Source organism: Pedobacter sp. Leaf170, from assembly GCF_920984665.1.
GTDB lineage: Bacteria > Bacteroidota > Bacteroidia > Sphingobacteriales > Sphingobacteriaceae > Pedobacter.
In genome coordinates this window covers 244,101-267,195 of the sequence record NZ_CAKLBP010000005.1, presented here as the reverse complement: position 1 = coordinate 267,195, position 23,095 = coordinate 244,101, and the positions used below count along the sequence as shown (strand labels likewise).

The following is a 23,095-nucleotide window of genomic DNA, read 5'->3' as shown; positions in this document are numbered from 1 at the left end:
TGCCAACAGCATATATTTGCAGGGGCTTTTCTACAATTATTGAATTTTCAGCCTAAATATATCTATTGATTAGATTTTCCAGATATTCCTGCTTGCCGCTGCGTACTTCAGGTTCTCCATTTTCAGCTGCATATTTTGTTAAATCTTCTAATGTGAGTTTGCCATTTTCAAACTCAGCACCTTTTCCATTATCAAAAGAAGCGTAACGTTCGGCCCTGATTTTTTTGTAGTCTGACTTTTGAAGAATGGCATCAGCCGTTAGCAGAGCACGAGCAAAAATATCCATACCGCCAACGTGTGCATAAAACAAATCGGCTAGGTCTGTAGAATTCCTTCTGATTTTAGCATCGAAGTTTACACCGCCGCCTTGCAGGCCACCGCCTTCTAAAATAATTAACATGGCCTCTGTTAATTCATTAATGTCATTAGGAAATTGATCTGTATCCCAACCGTTCTGATAATCGCCACGATTGGCATCAATTGAGCCTAATAAGCCGCTGTCAACCGCAACTTGTAATTCGTGCTGAAAAGTATGCCCTGCTAAAGTTGCGTGGTTAACTTCCAGGTTTAATTTAAAGTCGTTTAATAAATCGTACTGCTGCAGAAAACCTTTTACTGTAGCAGCATCATAATCATACTGGTGTTTTGATGGTTCGCAAGGCTTTGGTTCTATAAAAAACGTTCCATTGAAACCTTGTTTGCGGGCATAATCTTTAGCGGTATGCAGAAATTTTGCTAAATGCTCCTGCTCTCGTTTCATATTTGTGTTAAGCAAACTCATGTAACCTTCACGGCCGCCCCAAAAAACGTAATTTTCTCCGCCCAAAGCGATGGTAGCATCGAGAGCGAATTTTACCTGAGCAGCGCCATGAGCCAAAACATGAAAATCAGGGTTGGTAGAAGCGCCATTCATGTAGCGCCTATGACTGAATAGATTAGCCGTGCCCCAAAGTAATTTTACACCACTTTCAGATTGCTTTTGCTTAGCATATTCAACCAGCGTTTGTAGTCTGCGTTCGTTTTCTGCCACGTCATTCACGTAGTCTACAACATCTACATCATGAAAACAATAATATGGTAATTGCATTTTTGTAATAAATTCAAATGCTGCATCCATCTTATCTTTAGCTCTTTCTATGGCGTCTTTTTTTTCATCCCATGGGAAAATATGAGTTGCCCCACCAAATGGATCAGCTCCGTTTCCATTAAAAGAGTGCCAATACGAGCAGGCAAATTTGAAATGTTCTTTCATGGTTTTACCACCCACAACGCTGTCGGCATTATACCATCTAAACGCCAATGGATTATTACTTTCCAAACCCTCGAATTGGATTTGGTTAATTCCTTTAAAAAATTCGTTTTCGCCTGTTACTACTTTATTCATCGCTTTGTTTTTATTATTTGAGATTATTTAGTTGATTAATCAATACTTGTTTCCACTCTTTATAAATGCCCTCGTAATCAAGGCTATTTTTAGGCTCAAGATGACCAATCATTTTATGTTGAGAAAATGCTTCTTCTGGGGATTTGAATATGCCCGCACCAATGCCTGCTCCAATTGCTGCCCCTACACTTCCATCATTTTCGTAGAGCTCCAGCCGAATACCGGTTACATCTACAAAGGTTTGAGCAAATACATCGCTTAAGAATAAATTTGCCCGGCCGGCCCTGATTACTTTTGGTTGCATTCCATTTTCCCGCATAATATCTAATCCATAGCGAAATGCGAATGCAATACCTTCCTGAACAGCCCTGAAAATATCTGCCAGTGTATGTTTGTTTAAGTCGATTCCGATTAACTGCCCCCCAGTATATTTATTACCCAGCATCCGTTCTGCACCATTGCCAAAGGGTAAAACTTTTAATCCGTTACTACCAATTGGTGCTTTAGCAGAAAGCTCATTTATTTCAGGGTAGCTTAAATGCGGTGCAAAATTGTATTTGGCCCAACGATACATGCTACCCGTTCCATTTATGCAAAGCAAAACACCGGTATTAGGATTTTCGGGAGTGTAGGTAACATGCGCAAAAGTGTTTACCCGAGATTTTCTATCATAGGTTAAATCACTACTCACACCATATATAACACCCGATGTACCAGCGGTTGCAGCAACTTCACCCGGCTTTAAAACATTTAAGGAGAGTGCATTATTTGGCTGGTCGCCTGCCTTATAACTAACAGGAATGCCGTGTTTTAAACCCAAATGGCTGGCTATATTTTCTTTCAGATAACCGTGGATAGAGAACAATGGTCGCTGTTCAGCAATTAATTGCTCATCAATTCCATAATAATTTAGAAGATCTTGCGACAAATTATTTTGCTTAAAATCCCAAAAAATTCCTTCAGACAGTGCCGAGATACTGGTTGTAATTTCTCCTGTTAGCTGCATGGCAATATAATCTCCCGGCAGCATTACCTTATCAATCTGAGCATAAATTTCTGGTTCATTTGCTTTAACCCAGGCCAGTTTTGAAGCAGTAAAATTTCCTGGAGAATTCAGCAAATTTTCTAAACACAGGGTTTCTCCTAAATGAACAAATGCATCATTCCCAATATCAACAGCCCGACTATCACACCAGATGATACTATCTCTAAGCACATTTTGATTTTTATCAACTATCACCAAACCATGCATTTGGTAAGCTATACCTATAGCATCAATCTTCTTTGTATCGATTTTTTCAGACTCACTTAGCAATAAAATCGCCTTTTGAGTAAATGTCCACCAATCTGATGGAGATTGTTCGGCCCAGCCAGGCTTCAGCGAATGAATAGCCGCTTCAGTTTCTGGGTAAGATACTGATGCAATAGTTTGTTGACTTGCAACATCAACTACGGAAACTTTAACTGATGATGTGCCAATATCTATGCCTAATAAATACATTATTTTAAATTTATCTAATTTATGCAAACGGTTGCATAAACTTAGGTATTAATTTTATGTAATGCAATGTTCTAATGTAATATCGTATTTACAATTAAAATCATAGTCGGTCAAGCCTGATTTCATTTATCGCAGCACCTTCAGAAAATGTTTTTGGTGGGATGCTTTTCTCAACATAATATTTAAATTAGTGTAATGGATGCAAAACATGTGGCAATGCTCAGAAATGCCATTAATCTATTTGTAAAACTCTCCGATAAGGATTGGGAACTCTTAGTTCCGCATTTAAGCTACCGACACCTAGATAAAGGCGGATTTTGGATAACCGAAGGTAAAAGAGAACAACAAATCGGTTTTATCCTCAATGGTAATATGAGGCATTATTATACTCATGATGGTGAAGAAAAAACAACCTATTTTTACTTCGAAAATCACTTGGTTGGCTCATACTTTAGCGCACTAACCGGCCAACCTTCTCGATTAACAATTGAAGCACTAACCGATTGTAGCCTTATCACTTTCCCGTATAGCGTACTCCTTTCGCTCTACGATAAATCTCAGTTGTGGGAAAGGTTTGGCAGAGTGCTGGCTGAATACCTTGTTTTAGGGTTAGAGGAGCGTATGACTTCACTTCTAATACATTCACCCGAGGAGCGTTATTTGCAACTATTACATGGAAATAAAATGAAAATAATTGAACGCATACCGCAACACCTCATCGCAAATTATTTAGGTATAACTCCGGTAAGCCTTAGCCGCATCCGGGCAAGAATAATCAGCAAAAAAGAGCGCTAAATTTTATTATCTTTTGTTAACGTTTGGGTGGTTTAAAATTCATGAAATTTGATTATTAATCAAAAGACAATGAAAAAACTCCTTCAGGCAGAAGCCATCGTTCCATTTTTAATTTCAGTTCTACTAATCAATAATTTACCAATACATTTTGCATGGTGGGTTTGGATTCCTATCTTCTTAATCCCAGACTTGGGTATGTTAGGATACCTTTTAAATAATAAGATAGGGGCTTTTACCTACAACTTGTTCCATCATCAACTTGTGGCAATTGTTGTGGCATTTTCAGGTATGATTTTTAAAATACCTTACATGGAATTAGCAGGCCTTGTAATGCTTGGACACAGTAGCCTGGACCGTGTTATGGGCTATGGATTAAAATTTAATAGCGGTTTTAATTTTACACATCTGGGTATTGTCGGAAAAGAAAAGCATACCGCTTAATTTTTTTAAAAATCATCCATTCAAATCATTTCTTAAGGATTAGAAATCGTTGTAAAATTTAATAAAACGATGTGTAGCAACGCTTATTTTAAGGTTTTAGCGGGGATAACTGGGATATTATATCGATAGATAGCTGCATTTTTTCCTTCACTTATAGAATAATAAAATTTTCCATCTGGTGTAAATCCGACTGCTTCACCTTGAGGCTCCAGGATATAGGGAAGTTTTGTTGGCGGCCTATGCAAAGTTTGAGAGATAGATTCACGGCCATTTCTCAACCAATAGTAAACATTTGTATAAGTTTTTAAGATAATCTGTCGCCCATCACGAGATATATCGCCAGAAACAACGTACTTCCACATCCCTTTGCCAGGTAGAAAAAGGTTTCCTTCTTTTTTCATAGTAATGGTATCTCCGTCTTTAAAAGCAATTGATGCGGAGAACATTCCAACTGTATCTTGACGCTTAGAAACAATTATTAATTCTTTCGAAATCGGGTCAATCATTAAAGTTTCGGCATCTTGAGCACCATTGGGATACTTAAGATGAACAGCTTCACTTTTAATTTGCCGCTTGTTTGAAAGCTTGCCTGGCTCTAAAAATCGGTAAACGGTAATGTAAGGACGGTTACTGCTATTATCGCCAATATCTCCAAGGTAAATGTAGTTTTGATTCTTTACAGGCCCGGGACCAGCGGCTATGTCTTCGCAATCCGTTACACCTAAATGTTTATTTGAAACATCTCCTTTAAAATATATTGTAGATATTAAATTGCCTTTAGCATCCATAGCGAAGAATCGTGATGTATCGCCACTATCATTATGCACGTAAATGAGATTGCTGTTTGCAACATACAAACCAGATATCTCGCTGATTTCTTTAGGAATAACTTTGAAACCCGTATTCTGCGCAAATGCATCGCTACAAAATATTATTAGCAAAAAGATAGATAAAACAATTTTGGCATGCGCCAATGTTACCAAACTACTTTTGTAAAGACGCATCATATATTAGGGCTTTGATTTGTTTGAGGCTAATTTGGTCATCCTTTTTTGCATCAACAAATCTATTCGACAAAAAAAATTAAAAGATTATAGAAAGCATGAAATCCAATAGCCATCTAAGCCAGCGCAAAGTTTGCTCTATTCCCTTAGAAGATGACCGCTTAACCAAAACTGGCTTTTAAATTGGCTTACATTTCTTTGCTAGCCATAACCGTTCATCTTCACTTAATTCAGCTTTCAATTTTTCGTAAACCATCGCATTGTATGTGTTTAGCCAACTAATCTGTTCAGCCGTTAATAGTTCGGAAATAACTATTGAAGTATCGATATAGGCTAGCGTAAGTGTTTCAAATTGCAAAAATGAACCAAAAAAAGTATTCTGATGTGCTACGGTTAACACCAGATTTTCTATCCTGACACCATGTTTACCTGGTCGGTAAATACCGGGTTCGATAGACGTAATCATACCTAAATCTACAGCTATAGCAGCATTTGATGGCCCGATATTTTGCGGTCCTTCGTGAACATTTAAATAATAACCAACACCGTGACCGGTACCATGACCATAATTAATTCCCTTTTGCCACATTTGCTGACGAACAATCCCATCGATTTGATAACCTCTTGTACCCTGTGGAAATTTAGCAGCCGAGCCCAATATCATGGCAGAAAGCACTAAGGTATAATCTCTTTTTTCTTCATCAGTGGTAATGCCGAGTGGCACCGTGCGGGTAACATCGGTTGTACCGTAAAAATAATGCCCGCCCGAATCCAATAGAAAAAGACCTTCCGGCTTGAGTTCACTATCACGCTCTTCATCAGGACAATAATGAGGCAAGGCTGCATGAGGGCCATAGCCTGCAATAGTGGCAAAACTTAAACCTGCAAAGCTTTTTCCGCCTTCGCGAAAAGATTTAATTTTTTCGGATGCTGATATTTCTGTAATCCGGTTTATCCCGATATTCTCTTCCAGCCATTTAAAAAAACGGGTTAATGCTATCCCATCCTGAATAATGGCCAATCTTGTATTTTCAATTTCAACCTCGTTTTTAATTGATTTTAAAAACACCGCAGGATTTATTTCTTGAATAATTTGCAGGGAGGGCGACAACAAATTGATAAACTGATAACAGGTTCGTTTGCCATCTAATAATATCGAACAGTTTTTCAGTTGCGAAACATCGGCAGCAATTTGCTCATAGGCTTTGATTGTAATATGGCGTTTGGTTAGCAGTATTGTGTCTTTATCAGTCAGTTTCTCCTTTTGGATATAAAGCGTGACCTCTTTCAGTGAAACCATTGCATAACAAAGTACAACCGGATTAAAGCTTACATCTTTACCACGGATATTGAAAAGCCATGCCAAATCATCCAAGCTCGATATGACGTGAACTTCGGCTCTGTTTTTCTGCATTTCAATCCGCAAATTCATAATTTTGCTTTCAAAAGTCTGCCCGCAATCTTTTTCAGGCAATAGATATGCTTGGTCTGTTGGCAGTGGCGGCCTACTCTGCCAAATATTTAAAAGCAGGTCAGCATCCTTTATCTGAATTTGCCTTGCACCTAAAGAAGTTTTAATCTCCGCTCCCAGCGCCATCGACATTAATTGATAATCGAATGCAACTGTTGAATTTAAAGGTAGCCTCGAACAAAGCCAGTCAATATATTCAGGTGTATGTTGAATTTTTAATTTTACCAGCTCATACCCACTACCCTCTAATTGCTGGTTGGCTTGTTCAAAGTAACGAAAATCTGCCCATAAGCCTGCAAAATTTGCCGTAATCACTAATGTTCCGGCAGATCCGGTAAAACCAGAAGCAAAATAAATGCATCTATAATAATCAGGCACATATTCACTCATGTGCGAATCGGATGATGGAATAATGTAAGCATCAATACCATTTTTCAGCATTTCTGCCCTAATGGCCATTAATTTATCCTGGTAAGTCATAAAAATTTAATAAGCCTGGCCTCTTATTGCTTCAACCTCATCAGCATCAATAGCTAAAGGTTTACCCAGCAATTGATAACCATCTGTTGTAATGCTGTAATTATTTTCTAATCTGATGCCGCTAAAATCTTTAAATTTCTCTACCGCATCATAATTGATAAAGGATTCAAATCTTTTCTCAGATTTCCATAAATCAATTAAATCCGGAATCATGTAAATCCCTGGCTCAACAGTAAGTACGTAACCCGGCTCAAGCGCCTTTCCTAGTCTCAATGATTTTAATCCAAAAAGCGTTTTTTCCTTTTTCAATGTTTCATCATAGCCTATATATTCCTCACCCAGGTCTTCCATATCATGCACATCTAAGCCCATCATGTGCCCGGTACCGCATTGAAAAAAAAGCGCATGTGCGCCCGCAGCAACCACTTCATTTACATCACCTTTCATCAGTCCCAAATCTTTCATTCCTTGTGCAAGGGTTCTGCAGGCTTCAAAATGTACATCAATAAAATTTTTACCTGGTGCTAAAACAGCTTCTGCATTTTGTAGTGCCTGCTGCACTATCTCATAAACTTCCCGCTGCCTGTTATCAAATTTTTTCCCTACCGGAAAAGTTCTGGTTAAATCTCCGCAGTATCCAAAAGCCGTTTCCATACCCGAATCATTTAACACCATTTGCCCTTCCATCATAGTATTACCATGATAATGATTGTGCAGAATTTCTCCATGTACACTTAAAATTATTGGATAGGCAATATTGCCACCCGTTTTAAGTGCTTCACCATGAATGATTGCTGCAATTTCTTCCTCTATCATCCCCGGTTTGGCACTACGCATAGCCAATAAATGCATATCAATGGTGTGGTTTACCGCCTTTTCAATTTCAATAATTTCTTCTACTGATTTAACCGACCGTTGTGCAGCAACCGCTTTGATGAAGGGAATAGATGCTGCTTGTTTTAAATTCGCAACTCCGATGTTAAATAAATCTGCAAGCTTGATTTTATTCTCTGCCCGGTATGGCGGCAGGAAGTGAACGGCTCTATTTTTATGAAGAGCATTTTTTATGTAATCTGCCAATTGATTAGCTGGAAAAACATGCTCCACACCAATATTATATGCTTTATCCTGAAGCGTTTGCTGCCTTCCCATCCATACCAAATCATCAATACTCATTTCATTTCCAAAAATGATTGTCCGGTTCTCATCGATATCGATAATGGCAGCCAATCCAGCCTGAGCTATTCCAAAAAAATAGAGAAATGTACTATCCTGCCTAAAACTATAGGTATTGTCGGTATAATTAAATGGGCTTTCTTCGTTTCCTAAAAAAAGAAGCAGACCAGATTTTAATTCTTGAGCTAAAGCTTTTCTCCTCGCGGCATATATATTTTTATCGAACATTGATATGGTATTTTTATATAGATGATGAAAAATTATGGATCAAAAGTAGTGAAACAGCACAAAAAACTTCTGCGTTTAAAAGTAAAAATGTAAAAGGATAAAATGCTGCACTGGCGGGGCGAACAATTGTAAACAGTGTTTTCATTATTAAATTACCAGTTATTTCTAATGAAGATTAAAAAGCCGTAATTAAACCTAAAAGAGATATTTTATCGTATTTACTTCTGCTGAATAATTTGAAAATTGCTAAAAGCACCATAGCCAAAATTTTCGCCATAAGTAGCGTGATAAACCCCGACCTGTAAATCTATATTGGTCAAATCATCTCTTCTCACCGGACTACCCGGAAGGTTTTTCCAGTCTTTACCATCGTTGCTACCACGCAGATAAAACGTATTTCCTATCTTTTGAATTTGAAGTTTTTTAAAAAAAGTCCAACCCGAAAGGTTATTGGTTTGCTTGCGTCCGCTTGAATTTAAATCGGTAACGATATTACCCACACCCCAACCCGGCATTATGCCATTTTGAAGCAGTTGTGTATTGCTTCCGGTAGCTTTAACCATAATTCCGGCTTCGTTTGCGCCGTAAGCTTTTTTTTGCGTCCATCCCAGCATATCAGCCAAGGTTACCTCTGCAACAAAATCTCCTTTCACATTGTGATAAACGAAAGGACCTAATCTTGCAGATCCATCCCAAAATGTGTTCTTTGAGATCATTTTTAAGATGCCGTTTTGCTGCGTTAATGTATCCGCATTGCCCATAAAGCCATCCCATGATGTTCCTTTCAAAACATCATTTGCAGCAGGAATGGATTGAGCTGTTCCAAATTGTTTTTTAACCAGAAACCGTGAAGAATCTGTTGTTACAGTGTAGGGCAAGGAACTTTTAGTTACATTCCCAAAATTATCTCTTGCTTTAACCGTGTAGCTATAGGTTTGCTGTGGCAAGGCAGTAAAATCAATATAGGTTGCCGATTGTTGCCATTGCTTCTGCTTTTTATCTTTTTCATCATTAAAAAGATATTCTAATACAGCTCCTGGCAATAGAGATTTTTGCGCTTCCATATAAACCATATTTGGCGTAACTGCCGATGGCTTTAAAGCAAACACAGCATTTAAATCAGTGGTATTCAAAGTTTTTTTCCAAAAATCGAATTCTTTTAAACATGCATCCTGGTTAAAGGCATCATTATAAATAACAATCGATGAAATTGCAGTTAGATGAACAGGGTTGCCACCAAAAGATTCAAGTAAAACAGAGGGATTTTTTTGTCGATTTACCACGAACGGATTGCCCGACAGCTTGCCATTGACGTAAACATTTAATTTACCAGAAACATAACTGCAAATTACTTGCTGCCATTTTCCATCTCCAGCTATTTGTACAGCCTTATTTCCATCCCCAAAATAAAAATTATTTATTGTTCCTTTTGAAGCTAAAATAGAGAAGATGGCTGTAAATGGTTTTGAAAAATTAAGCGCCCGGCCAATTTCTTTTCCAAGAATCAGTTTGGAATTGTTCTCTAAAACAAGTGCTATTTTCCCGGCAACATCAGCAACTTCTGCCTTTCCTTTTATTTCTAATTTACCTAAGGCAGCGCCGTCATTTTCCCAGGTATCTGCCTTTCCATAATCGAGGTTTTTCGCAGTTGCATAAACTGTTGTATTATTACTTAAACCTTTAGTAAAACTGGCAGATATCTCCTCTTCGGTTAGCGGCCGGTCGTAAATTTTTAGTGAGGCCAGTGCACCAGAGAAACCTGCCGTTCCATCGGCGTTGCCGCCAATCAAAAACCTGGTTAGTTTATTGATAAAAAGCATTCTTCTTTCTGCCCTATCTAATTTTCCATCTACATAAATATGCTCCATTGTTCCATCAAAAACCATGGTAACCAAGTGCCACTGCTTCGATTTTGGCAATTGTTTATACCCCAAATCAGCCCAACCGGAATGAATGGCAGCACCAGTATTTTTTCCATTGCCATAACCTATCGCCACATTGGTTAAGTTGTCTCCACCTTTTGGTGTCCAGGTTACAATAGTTTCCTCTTTTTCTATGTCAGGATTGAGCACCCACATACTTACGCTGTAACTACTGTTTCCAAGTAGAGATAAAGGTGCTGTAACCGATGAAGTCATTCGTTCTCTACCTGAAAAAACTAAGGCTTTCTTTCCGGCTATCATTGCAGCAATAGGTTTATTTACGCCTTCGGCAGAAAATTTACCAGCTAATTTGCCTTTATTAAGAACAGTCGATGCTGTTGTACCTACCCTCAACTGGCTTAATGTTAAATCAATAAGCAATCCTTTCGAGTCGAATCCTTTTAAAGATTTCCAAGGTTTAATTTTGGTATTCATCATCGGTTTATAAGCCGGATTATCAAAAACCTGTATGTTCCATATTCCCTTGTTTAAACCCGGGTATTCTGTATGTAAAATAGTGGTGCGAAGGTATCGGGCTTTAACATTTCCAAAATCAATCATCGGACTACCATGTTGGGTATTTTTGCTCTTATCTGCGTATAGTTTCCAGATTTTACCACCAAGCGAGTATTCTATTTTATATTGATAGTACCATGTAGCATATTCAAATTGGGTGTGTACACTTTTAACCTGTTGAGTTTTGCCCAAATCGACTTGAATCCATGCAGAACCGACATTATTTTTAGCTTTCCATAAGGTGCCATTATTGTTATCAAAGGCAAAATCTACCTTAAAATCTTTATCGTAAAATGAAGATGCAGAAGCTTTTTTCCCTAAAGCTAAGTTTGGGTGGGGATTTTCATTTTTAGCCAGATAACCAATACCTGCATGTGTTGGTATCAGTCTCAAAATATTGCCTTTTTCATCAAAAATGATTTTATCAGCGGCAACTTGCCTATGGTAACCACCATCATTATGCGGATTATTGTGCCGGTGATAAATCAAATAAAAATCATCGCCCTGCTGTAAAACCGATTGATGCCCAGGACCATGAACTGTTCCATCGCTATTTGTTGCTAAAATTGGATTATCTAAAGCGTATTTAAAAGGCCCCATCGAATTGGTAGCGGTAGCGTATTGTACCCTGTAAGTACTATCCTCACAATAACCTGAAGAATAAGTTAAGTAGTATATGCCTTTTCGCTTAAAAACAAATGGTGCTTCAAAAAAATCTTTAGCATCAGTATTTGGAATCTGCGCTAATTTTGAAAATGATTTCATGTCGTTATTTAGTAAACCAACACCGCAGCCATGGTTGGGATAAATACCCCACGTACCCCAATACATATAATATTTTCCATCGTCATCTTTAAAAGTCTGCCCATCTAAAGTAATTACATTGGGCACTAAAAAATTTGGAACAATTGGTTTACCCGGGGCCAAGAGTGGTGTCCATGGCCCAACCGGTGTTTTTGATGATGCACCAAATATTTCTACGGGCTGACAGTAGTAGAGGTAGTATTTCCCATCCGGACCCAAAGTAGCATCAGGTGCCCAGTAATGATGCGTAGTTGGCCAGTTCATATCTTGCAAAGTCCAATTTACAAAGTCTTTTGAAGTCCATACTTGTGATGGCCCAAAACCGCCTCCATTACCATCTGTTGTGGCATATATATAATAGGTATCTCCAAATTTCTTTACCGTAGGATCAGCAAAGTAACCTGGAATAATAGGGTTACCATTTCCTTTAGCTAAGTACGAGGTTTGTGCCCTTAAGGCTGAACCAGATAATCCCAAAAGAAAAAAAATGAGTAAGCTGTTGTAAATCTTTTCCATGTTGATTGGCAATGATTCCGATTTACAAAATCAGAAAGTTTTGCTAAAAAAATCGTATTGTAAATTACTTTACTGGTGCCACTAAATTTACTTTTGGTGTTTCTGCATTTAGCAAGTGTTTGATAAAGAAGTCTCTTTTGCGTCGCCTGCCGTACACGCCACCATCGCTATGCCCCATACCTGGAATGCTCAGAATATCAAAATCCTTGTTTGATTTAATCAAGGCATCAGCTAAACGATAAGTAGATTCTGGCGGAACATTCTCATCGGCTTCGCCGACAATCAAAAATAAATCGCCCTGAAGTTTTGAAGCATTGGTAATGTTTGATTGTTCGGCATAATGCGGCCCAACCGGATAGCCCATCCATTGCTCATTCCACCATTGTTTATCAATTCGATTATCATGACAACCACATGCAGAAACTGCAGCTTTATAAAATTCGGGATGAAACAGTAAAGCGCCTGTAGAGTTTTGTCCGCCAGCGGATGTACCGTAAACTCCAATTTTGTTAATATCTGCATTAGGATATTTAGCAGCCATCGCCTTCATCCACAAAATTCGGTCTTCAAAACCTGCATCGGCTAAATTGTGCCAACAAACATCATGAAAAGCTTTTGACCGATTGGCTGTGCCCATGCCATCAATTTGCACTACAATAAAACCCAGCTCTGCCATACTTTGCATTTCGCTTGCGGGCAGAAAATTTTTGGGCACAAAACTATCTTGTGGTCCGGCATAAATATTTTCTATAATGGGATATTTCTTTGCTGGGTCTATATTTGATGGAAAACAAATTACGCCCCAAATATCCGTTTTAGCATCTCTGCCTTTTGCCACAAAAACTTCGGGCAACTTAACGCCGGTTTTTAGAAAAGGTGCTAATTCGCCATGCTCCAGTTCTTGTATTTGTTTCCCATTAATGGTTAACTTTAATTTGCTTATCGGTGCAATGTTTACCTGCGAATAAGTATCAACATAATATTTTCTATCTGGAGAAAAAGTAAGGCTGTGGTTGCCTTTCTCGGGCGTTAAGTTTATCAAACCTTTCCCATCAAAACCAATTCTATAATAATGGATAAAATATGGGTCTTCATCAGCATTTATTCCACTTGCTCGGAACCAAACCTGCCTTTTCACTACATCAACGCTGTCAATATCACGCACAACCCAATTGCCTTTAGTAATAAGTTGTTGTTTGCCTGTTATCCCGTTTACCAAATACAAATGACGCCAACCATCTTGTTCGCTTGTCCAGATGATTTCATTAGTTTTAGGCAAGTAACGCGTGTAAATTCTGCTTTCGTAAATAAATGTTTTGGTTTTTTCGTCAATGATGTTTCTGGTTTTTCCGGTTTCTACATCAACCTCAATTACCCGAAAACGCTGGTGGCCGCGGTCGGCCTTTTCATAAGTGTAATAGCGGTTGCTGTTATTGCGCCAATGTAACGGCTGCGGACCGAAAAAATCGATTGGTTCCACATCAACTTTTGTTGCTTTTTTGCTGGCAACATTAAAAACATAAGGCTGGTACGATGTAAAATCATCTCCGGGCTGTGCATATTCTCTGGATTTTAATTCTCCTCGTGTGGTTCCTGGTACAGAGCTTAATACATAGTAGACTTTTTTAGTTTCCTTCGGATTGATTTTGTAAGCGATGATTGATTTTCCATCAGGCGACCATTCAAAATTACCAAAAGGTTTATCTGCTGTTCCATCGGTACTTAAAACGGTTTCTTGTTTTGAAGCTAAATTAATAAGCACCACATTACCGCCGCGAATTTCGATTTCGTTTTTGCCATCTGGCGATTTACTTATTGATGGATTCCACTCCCAGCGAGAATGCTTTTGCTGCAGTGGGGTTTTAGCATTATAGCGAAATACAGTCGAATCGGCAGTAGTGTTTACACTGTAATCGGTTAAATTGATTACATACCATTGGTTTTTTATTTTAAGTTTTAATTGGTTTGCATCCGCAAAATATAAATCAGGTAAACGCAAAGCGGATGTTTTTCTTTCGGTAGTTTTTTCGATATTTTGGGCTAACCTTTCGGCATCAAAAGCCGATGTTCTTTTTCCGGTCTCCGCATCAACATAAAAATATTCCCAGTTTTTGTTAGGCAGATTTTTCTTGTACCAAAAAGCCGTCCCATTTTTTAACCACACCGGAACAATTTCGTTATTAGTAGGAATGTTGCGCAAAAGCGTATCCAATTTATTGGCTCTGCTGTAAGCCTCGGCAATATCTTTAGCTGTGGGTGCATACTGCAACTGGGCATAAACAGTTGCACAGCAAAAATGTAGAAGCGTTATGGTAATCAATTTTTGAAACCGGAGTTTAAATTTCATTGTAGCTGTATTAAGCTGTGAATATAAAAGAGGATAATATCAATGCCTTAACCTGCTGATTTTACTTATCAGGATTAAATCGCCTGATTAAATAATAAACTGGAATACCAGCTAAAGTGATAATGAGACCCGGCCATGTAAATTTTGGCTTAAATATGATAAGTAAAATGCAGAAAGATAAACCCATAAGTATGTAAATAATGGGTAATACCGGATAACCAAATGCCTTGTATGGTCGTTCTGCGTTTGGTCTTTTTTTGCGGAGAATGAAAATCCCGAATATGGTTAACATGTAAAAACCAACCACAACAAAAGAGATCATATCCAGCAAGTCTCCATATTTACCACTTAAGCACCAAAGACTAGCAAAAATGCACTGAATCCATAAACCAAACCCTGGCACAGCATTTTTATTAAGTTCGGTTACTTTTTTAAAGAACAGTCCATCTTTACCCATAGAATAATATACTCTGGCTCCGGCCATAATTAATCCGTTATTGCATCCGAAGGTAGATACCATGATCATCACTGCAATAGTAATGGTACCAACGGTGCCAAAAATGCCATTTGCTGCTGCAACTGCTACACGATCTTTATCTGCATAAGCTATATCATGCAGGCTTAGTACACCCGTGTACATCACGTTAGTAAGAATATAGAGTACGGTAACGATGATGGTGCCAAGGGCTAAACTCAAGCCGATATTACGAGCCGGATTTTTGATTTCTCCGGCAATAAAAGTTACATTGTGCCATGAATCACTGCTAAAAATAGAGCCTACCATCGCAGCCGCAATTGCGCCAAATGCTGCAAATGTAGTATAGGTTGTAATGTTTCCATCTGCCGAAAGCGAACCGAGCGTCCACATATTATTCCAGTTGGCTTTCCATATATCCTGATCAAGAAAAAACAAACCAAAAACAATTAACCCAAACAAGCTTAATAACTTAGCTACGGTAAAAGTGGTTTGTATGGTTTTACCTGCGCTTACGCCCCTGCTATTTACGTAGGTAAGCAATACAATTACGCCTATGGCAAGCAGCTGCGCCGGTGATATGGTGAGAAATCCTAAATCTACTGCAACTAAATCTTCGCTTAGTGCGGGCACGAGGTAGGCGGTAAACTTCGCAAAAGCCACACCCACCGCTGCAATGGTAGCGGTTTGTATCACTGTAAAAAAGCTCCAGCCATACAGAAAGCTTACTAAAGGATTGTAGGCCTCTTTCAAATAAATGTATTGTCCGCCGGCTTTTGGAAACATAGCGCTCAGTTCCCCGTAACTTAATGCGGCCGTTAATGTCATAAAGCCGGTAATTAACCAAACCACCAATAACCATCCCGAACTGCCTACATTTCGGGTAATATCGGCACTTACAATAAAAATTCCTGAGCCAATCATACTACCTGCAACCAGCATGGTGGCATCCATTAATTTTAAGGTAGGCTTAAATTCTGTGGTTTCTTGTTTCATTGATGGTTTAGTTTTCAGTTGAGAAAGAATAAAATAATTAGCGGGCAGGCTGGTAAAATTTCCAGCTGGTTGTAAAATCTCTGGTTATGGGTTGATTAATCAGCGTTGCTCTAATTAGTTCGATCGGGATGAGGTTTTGCTTAATAATTTTATCATGAAATTCTTTGAAAGACATTTTTCTACCATCTACCAACTCCTTTTTTAAAGCATATAGTTGCAAACCGCCTGTAAGATAGGCCACTTGGTATAATGGACTGTAATCTCCTTTAAAAGAACGCCTAACTTCGCCTTCTGCATTTGCCTTTTCATGGCCAACTCTATCTACCAAAAAATCTACACATTGCTTCGGATTCCATTTCCCGAGGTGGAAGTTGAGTGAAAATAAAATGCGGGCACAACGATGCATTCTCCAAAAAAGCATGCCCATTTTTTCTTCAGGTGTTTTGGCAAAGCCTTTTTCGTACAGCAAAAGCTCCCAATACAGTGGCCAGCCTTCTACACTAAAAGGCGTTTTAAACATATCGCGATAACCTTTATAACGGCTATTCATGTAATATTGGTAATGATGACCAGGCAATAGTTCATGCTGAACGGTTCCGCGGGAGAAATAAGGATTATTGCCTCGCATACTCATTAGTTTATCATCCTCTTGCATACTAGCCGTTGGATAACTGATACTAATTTCTCTGCCGCCTGTAAAAAATGGATTAACCAATTGCCTTTCTTCCGACATCATAACCATTCCCCAGGTCTCTTCGGCAAGTGGCGGAATATCGATTAAATCATTAGCCTTAATAAAGCGCAGGGCATCATCCTGCAACTTCACAATCAATTCTGCCTGCCTGCCTAAGGGCACATAGCTATTTTTGATTTTCTCTTGTGCAGCTTTCCAGTTTTTACCAAAACCCATTGCTGCAGAAGCTTTTAAAAGTTCTTCATCGCAGTAGGCAAATTCTTTCTCGGCAAGCTCTATAAGTTGTTCTGGTGTGTATGGAATAAATTCTTCCTTTAACTGCCTGATTAATTCTGCCCGGCCAATTGGCGTGCCTTTAATATTTAATTTATCAACCTTTAAATTGGCAATCGAATCCAGGCTATTTGTAAATACCGCCGCATATTTCGTTAAAGCAGAATCAGCCTCGTGATAAGGTTTAGGCACCCACCAGCTAAAACCCGGCTCGTAATTATTATAAAACTGATAAAAACTTGTTAGCCGTGATTTCAAACCAGTAGCAACATCAGCTGCGGTTTTTAAATCGCTTGAGTTTAAGCTCGCTTTTTTTATAGAGATGCAAGCTGTATCAATTTGCTTGGCAAGTATATTAATCTGAGCAGCCAAAACCGAGCCTTCCAGATAAACGCCACGTTTTCTCAGCTTTTCAAGCCCATAAATCGTATCGGCAAAAGGGAAATATTTTATTACGGATTTATAATCTTTTTGCTCTGCATTAAGTTTAAAAAGCGCACTTTCAATTTCACGCTTTAGCAAAACGTAATCAACTTTTCCATGAATACTAAATGATTCAAATTTTGCTGCACTGAGTTTTTTCAGGTAGTCGTTATTAATCTCGGTAAGGCGTTTGCGTTGATCGGGACTGTTAAAAGAACGGATTGGCCAATTATAGTAGCCACCCTGCGAATATGGATTATAATAATCATTTAATGCATCAATATCGCTTTGATATCCCCGAATCATAGTGCCCATTTCACTGGTTTGCTCAAAAAGTTCTGAGTTAGATGTTTGGGCTTTTACCTGAACCGAAACAAGCAAAATGCAGCATGCAAACAGGGTATTTTTTATATTTTTTTTTAACATGATTGTGAAAAAAAAGGAATAGCAAATGCCTCCATCAATAAGATAGCTTCGGCATTTTAAGGTGAAATTTATTGTTATTTAAATTCTATGCACTTACATAAGTTACCCTGCTTACACTATTGTAGGTATCAATATATGCTCTTGGTGATTGGCCAATAATGCTTTTAAAAACACGATTGAAATTAGTAATACTGTTAAACCCTACTTTATAGGCTACGCCTGATATACAATCGGCCTTATCACCGGAAAGAAGACTTTTGCAAGCATCGTTAATTCTTACTTCGTTTAAAAAAGTTACGAAGGTATGCCCTGTATGCTTTTTAAAGTATCTGCAAAATGCCTGAGGTGTCATAAATGCTGCATTTGCAACATCCTCAAGTGTAATGTGATTATTGTAATTTTCGGTAATGAAACTGATGATTTTACTTAAGCGCATACCTTCATTCTCAGAAAAATTAGAAGAATATAAATCCGAGCAAAGTGGCTCTATATTATCACCCAGCTGTTGTAAACCGGTAAGTAAACTTAAGAATGCAAAAAGTGTATCCTGACCTGAAGATTCGTGAACATCAAACATCTTCGCTGAAATTTGACGAGTATAGCCGGCTGCAATTTTAAATCCGTGTTTATTTTTTGATAGATAAGTGCTGGCTAATTTCATTTCTGGCAGTGCAAATAAGCAAGCCAGAATTCCGGAAGGATTAAAATAAATAGAGCATGCTGAAACAGACTTTTCCTGACCGGCAAAATATTCAGGATTGCTTTTAAACAAATGAGGCAATTTAGCACCAATTACAAATACATCTCCCGCTCTGAAACTGTGCATATCATTACCTGCAATAAGCGTTCCCTCACCTTTTTCGATGTAGGTAATCTGCCATTCATCATGCCTGTGAAGGTATTGATAAAAATGCGGGAGCTGAATATGCTCCGAAATCACACTCTTGTCATCTGGGACAAGCATTGTAAATGGTAATACTTTCATCTTGTTTGGTGGTTAGTTGATCCACAGACTGAAAATAAGGATATTAACTCAAAAAACACAATAAAACACAAATACGGTTAAAATCCTGCTGGTATTCGACAATATTCAGTTTTAGCTGCCCATTAAACAAGGGTAATTCTTTAAAGAAAAATGCGGCTTTTTGCTTTGATGCACCGTGGATATAACCTTGATGGAGCTAAATGACAGAAAAATAAGTTATTTACAGAAACTTGCGACAAAAAAAACTCTCAAAACAATTAAAAAAAATGTCCAAAACAATTTAAATAGCAAAAAAACCCGCAAATCAATTAAGATTACGGGTTTATATAATAGAGACAGGAATATTATTTAAGAAATATTTACTACACTAATAGTTTTCGCGGCATTTAATTCCGCTCTGCCTGGAAAGCGAGCGTATTCATCTCAGTTTTTTCCTCCGCAGCAATTTGACTAACCAATAAACCGGTTGCCGGACCCAAGCTTAAGCCCATCATACCATGTCCGGTAGCGATTATCAAATTCTTTCTTTTTTCACTGCGACCAATGTAAGGTAAACCATCAGGAGAAGATGGCCTGAAACCATACCAAATATTTTTCGCTTCGGGGATAGCAGGTTTTAAATCAGGAAAATATTTGGGTATAGATTCTACAATTCCCTTAACACGCTGCATATTTATCCTTTCGTTAATCTTATCCAATTCCATTGTACCCCCATAACGAATCTTTCCATTCATTGGGGTAATAGCCACTCTTGCCTCACACAGTAAAGCTGGAATAGTCATCCGGTTTAGCGGCTCATTTTCCATAAAAGAATAACCTTTGCCGGGCATAAGCGAAATTTTTAAGTCGGCCATTTTAGCCACAGCCGGCGACCAAGAGCCTGTTGCTAACACAAACTGATCAGCAGCCCATTCGTTATTGCCTGCAAAAACCTTTGTAATTTTATCGCCTTCGGTTTCAATCTTATCAACTTCTTTTCCGTATACAATATCTACACCATTAGCTTTAAGGTATTGCAACAACCCATTCATTAACTTTCCGGGATAAAGATGTGCATCGCAGCGATAATGCACCGCACCTAACACATCCAAGTTTAAATCTGGTTGTAATGCTTTACATTCTGCTGCAGATAGAATAGCCATATCCAAACCAAGTGTTTTTGCCTTATCAGCTAAATGCGCCTCCTCTTCTGCTGCTTTTTCAGTTTTATAGAAAGCTAAAATTCCGTTATTTTTTAATTCGAAATCAAAACCGGGCTCATTTGATAAATCCTCATATAGTTTCTTGCTCAATAGTGATAAATCTCTCAAAGGTTCTGCCGAATAAGCCAAATGCTTTTCATTGGCATGTTTCATAAACTTTAATCCCCAGCCGATAAGATTTGGGTTTAGCGATGGACGTACATAAAACGGACTTTTACTATTGAACATCCAGCGGATACCCTGACTGATCATACCGGGAGCCGCCAAAGGAATAAAGTGACTGGGTACAATCATTCCGGCATTTCCAAATGAGCAATTATCAGTAATATCTCCCTTATCTAAAACTGTAACCTTAAATCCTTTCTTCTGGAGATAGTATGCCGAACTTAGTCCAACAATTCCTCCTCCTATTATCACTACTTTCGACATTTATTTCTTTATTTTAAGATCTGATTAGATGACCTGAAATCCATAAGCATAAGGATCATCTTCCGTATCTATTTTAATCGTGTTATATCCATAAACCTTTGCCCATCCCTCTACACTTGGAATAATAGCCTTAAAACCATTTAATTCAACTTCAGCTTCTACTTTACCCGTAAATTTGCTCCCGATAAAACTTTCATGTATAAAATCTTCACCAACTTTAAGCTTACCTTTTGCATACCATTGTGCCATACGGGCAGATGTTCCGGTACCACAAGGCGACCTGTCAATGGCTTTATCACCATAAAAAACTGCATTTCTAGCGGTAGAGTTCGGGTCTAAAGTTTTACCAGTCCATAAAACATGGCTACAGCCATTAATCGTTTCGTCTTGCGGGTGAACAAAAGTATATTGCTCATTGATACGCTTACGTATGGTTTGGCTCCAGGTTATTAATTGAGATGCAGTATAATTTTCCAAACCGGGGAAATTGCTTTGCGGATCAATAATCGCATAGAAATTTCCACCATAAGCTACATCAAAAGTTAATGTTCCTAAATCAGGGCAGTCAATTTCCAATCCCTCAGCAGCAAGATAAGAAGCCACATTTTTTAGCTTTACAGATTTTACTTTTTTTCCTTCCTGCTTGTAAGAAATTTCTACAAGTCCTGCAGGCGCTTCCATACGAATTACACCCGGAACCTTTGGTTGAATTAAGCCTTCTTCTACGGCAATAGTGATGGTACCAATGGTGCCATGACCACACATGGGCAAACAACCGCTGGTTTCGATAAACAGAACAGCAACATCATTTGCCGGATCGTGTGGTGGATACAAAATACTTCCTGACATCATATCGTGACCACGCGGCTCGAACATTAAACCAGTTCTAATCCAATCATATTCCTTTAAAAAGTGCTGACGCTTTTCACTCATATTAGCCCCTAATAATTGTGGCCCACCGCCGGCCACTAATCTTACCGGGTTACCGCATGTATGCGCATCTACACAAAAGAAGGTTTTATTCATATTACTTTGTTAATTGCTGGTTTACCATTCTAAATATCTCAAGGGGATTACTGTCTTTCAATTCTTCTGGCAGAAATTCCTGTTGCCAATCCTGATAAGCAAGCGGCCGCACAAAACGATGAATTGCGGATGAACCTACCGAAGTAAACCTACTGTCGTTGGTGGCAGGAAATGGCCCACCGTGTTGCATAGCAGCACAAACCTCTACACCTGTTGGCACACCGTTTAAAATAATACGCCCGGTTTTATTTGTTAACAGATGAATAAGTGATTGGTATTGGCGAATTTCATCAGCCGCCGCCATGATGGTAACTGTTAATTGTCCATTTAATACCGCAATAACCTGTTCTAGCTCTGCAACATTATTTGCTACAACCAAAAGCGAGTAAGGGCCAAAAATTTCTTCGTGGAGCTTTGGATTTTCGATAAACTTCGCGGCAGATACTTGTGCTACTTTCGCTTCAGACTGGTTTTGCAATTCTGCATTTTTTACCGTTGATGCAGAAAGAAGTTCGACGCCATCTTCTGCATGCACTGCTGTTGAAAGTTTAATGTAATTGTTAGCAATACCAGGAGTTAACATGGTAGCAGAAGGAACTTTAGATATTTCTGCAGCCAATACCTGCTTAAAATTTTCTAATTCTGGCGATGATATGGCCAGCATTAAACCTGGATTAGTACAAAACTGACCAGCACCTAAAGTAATAGATGCAGCATATTTCTTCGCCAATTCTTCAGCTTGTGTATTTATCGCCTCCGGTAATAAAACAATTGGATTTATACTACCCATTTCAGCGAAGAGCGGGATAGGTTCTTTACGTTCCTGAGCCAATTTAACCAATGCCATGCCTCCATTGTAAGAGCCAGTAAAAGTTACGGCCTTAGTTAAAGGATGCAATACAAGCGCAGAACCAATAGCATAACCATCATCAAAAAGCAGTGAGAATAATCCTTTTGGCATGCCTGTTTTCTCTATGGCTTTAATAATGGCTGCACCAACAAGTGCGCTAGTGCCGTAATGAGCAGGATGAGCTTTTACAATTACAGGGCAACCAGACGCTAAGGCTGAAGCCGTATCGCCACCAGCTACAGAAAACGCTAATGGAAAATTACTGGCGCCAAAAACAACAACCGGACCAATAGGCACAAGCATTTTACGAATATCCGGGCGAGGCAAAGGTTGCCTTTCGGGCATGGCGGTATCAATCACCGCATCAACCCAGGAACCTTCTGCAACTAAGTTGGCAAAAAGTTTTAACTGACCGGTTGTTCTGCCCAGTTCGCCTTGCAATCTGGCAATTGGCAAACCACTTTCTGCAGATGCACGAGGCACTAAAACCTCAGCAATAGCAGAAATTTCATCAGCAATAGCATTTAAAAAAGCTGCCTTTTTATCCTTATGGATGTTTCTAAAAGTTTCAAATGCGGCTGTAGCGGCTACTAAAGCATCTTCAACATCTGTTTGGTTTGCCTTAAAAAAATCGCCCTCAAGCGATAAGCCTGTTGCAGGATTTATCGCTTGGAGCGGAGTTTCGTGACTATCTTTGTATGCGCTCGCAACAATATTTTTTCCAATCATAT

Annotated in this window: 15 protein-coding genes; 2 read left to right on the top strand and 13 right to left on the bottom strand. The window is 38.7% G+C overall.

Features of this window, described 5'->3' with window-relative positions; genetic code table 11:
• Window positions 1-52 precede the first annotated feature (52 nt).
• Both xylA and LUA90_RS13750 read right to left on the bottom strand, forming a co-directional pair.
• Window positions 53-1,384 (bottom strand): xylose isomerase, encoded by a 1,332-nt coding sequence (gene xylA, locus LUA90_RS13755; RefSeq protein WP_231491270.1) that lies wholly within the window; start codon window positions 1,382-1,384, stop codon window positions 53-55.
• Between the two features lie 13 nt (window positions 1,385-1,397).
• Window positions 1,398-2,885 (bottom strand): xylulokinase, encoded by a 1,488-nt coding sequence (locus LUA90_RS13750; protein ID WP_231465367.1) that lies wholly within the window; start codon window positions 2,883-2,885, stop codon window positions 1,398-1,400.
• A 195-nt stretch (window positions 2,886-3,080) separates the two neighbouring features.
• Here LUA90_RS13750 and LUA90_RS13745 point away from each other — a divergent pair, with 195 nt between their 5' ends.
• Both LUA90_RS13745 and LUA90_RS13740 read left to right on the top strand, forming a co-directional pair.
• Window positions 3,081-3,680 carry a Crp/Fnr family transcriptional regulator gene (locus LUA90_RS13745; protein WP_231465369.1) on the top strand — a complete coding sequence of 200 codons (600 nt, stop codon included), beginning with the start codon at window positions 3,081-3,083 and terminating at the stop codon, window positions 3,678-3,680.
• A 69-nt stretch (window positions 3,681-3,749) separates the two neighbouring features.
• Window positions 3,750-4,121 (top strand): DUF4260 domain-containing protein, encoded by a 372-nt coding sequence (locus LUA90_RS13740; protein WP_231491269.1) that lies wholly within the window; start codon window positions 3,750-3,752, stop codon window positions 4,119-4,121.
• 83 nt (window positions 4,122-4,204) lie between these two features.
• Here LUA90_RS13740 and LUA90_RS13735 read toward each other — a convergent pair whose 3' ends face one another.
• From LUA90_RS13735 to LUA90_RS13685, 11 genes are all read right to left on the bottom strand, one after another.
• Complete coding sequence (locus LUA90_RS13735) at window positions 4,205-5,128, bottom strand: hypothetical protein (RefSeq protein ID WP_231491268.1); 924 nt, start codon at window positions 5,126-5,128, stop codon at window positions 4,205-4,207.
• Between the two features lie 175 nt (window positions 5,129-5,303).
• Window positions 5,304-7,076, bottom strand: coding sequence for an aminopeptidase P family protein (locus LUA90_RS13730; RefSeq protein ID WP_231491267.1), 1,773 nt, complete (start codon window positions 7,074-7,076; stop codon window positions 5,304-5,306).
• Window positions 7,077-7,082: 6 nt separating this feature from the next.
• Complete coding sequence (locus LUA90_RS13725) at window positions 7,083-8,480, bottom strand: aminopeptidase P family protein (RefSeq protein ID WP_231491266.1); 1,398 nt, start codon at window positions 8,478-8,480, stop codon at window positions 7,083-7,085.
• 218 nt (window positions 8,481-8,698) lie between these two features.
• A complete protein-coding gene (locus LUA90_RS13720) occupies window positions 8,699-12,238 on the bottom strand; it encodes a family 43 glycosylhydrolase (protein WP_231491265.1) in 3,540 nt (1,179 codons plus the stop codon).
• Window positions 12,239-12,302: 64 nt separating this feature from the next.
• Window positions 12,303-14,585, bottom strand: a complete 2,283-nt coding sequence (locus tag LUA90_RS13715) for a S9 family peptidase (protein WP_231491264.1) — start codon at window positions 14,583-14,585, stop codon at window positions 12,303-12,305.
• 61 nt (window positions 14,586-14,646) lie between these two features.
• Entirely contained in the window at window positions 14,647-16,056 is a 1,410-nt protein-coding gene (locus tag LUA90_RS13710; RefSeq protein WP_231491263.1) for an APC family permease, read from the bottom strand.
• Window positions 16,057-16,093: 37 nt separating this feature from the next.
• On the bottom strand, window positions 16,094-17,872 hold the full coding sequence (locus tag LUA90_RS13705; protein ID WP_231465384.1) for a DUF885 family protein: 1,779 nt from the start codon (window positions 17,870-17,872) through the stop codon (window positions 16,094-16,096).
• 85 nt (window positions 17,873-17,957) lie between these two features.
• Window positions 17,958-18,857: an AraC family transcriptional regulator gene (locus LUA90_RS13700; RefSeq protein WP_231465386.1), complete on the bottom strand. Its 900-nt coding sequence runs from the start codon at window positions 18,855-18,857 to the stop codon at window positions 17,958-17,960.
• Between the two features lie 386 nt (window positions 18,858-19,243).
• Entirely contained in the window at window positions 19,244-20,488 is a 1,245-nt protein-coding gene (locus tag LUA90_RS13695; protein WP_231465388.1) for an FAD-binding oxidoreductase, read from the bottom strand.
• 24 nt (window positions 20,489-20,512) lie between these two features.
• Window positions 20,513-21,514: a 4-hydroxyproline epimerase gene (locus LUA90_RS13690; protein ID WP_231465390.1), complete on the bottom strand. Its 1,002-nt coding sequence runs from the start codon at window positions 21,512-21,514 to the stop codon at window positions 20,513-20,515.
• Window position 21,515: 1 nt separating this feature from the next.
• Window positions 21,516-23,093 (bottom strand): aldehyde dehydrogenase (NADP(+)), encoded by a 1,578-nt coding sequence (locus LUA90_RS13685; protein WP_231491262.1) that lies wholly within the window; start codon window positions 23,091-23,093, stop codon window positions 21,516-21,518.
• Window positions 23,094-23,095: the final 2 nt, after the last annotated feature.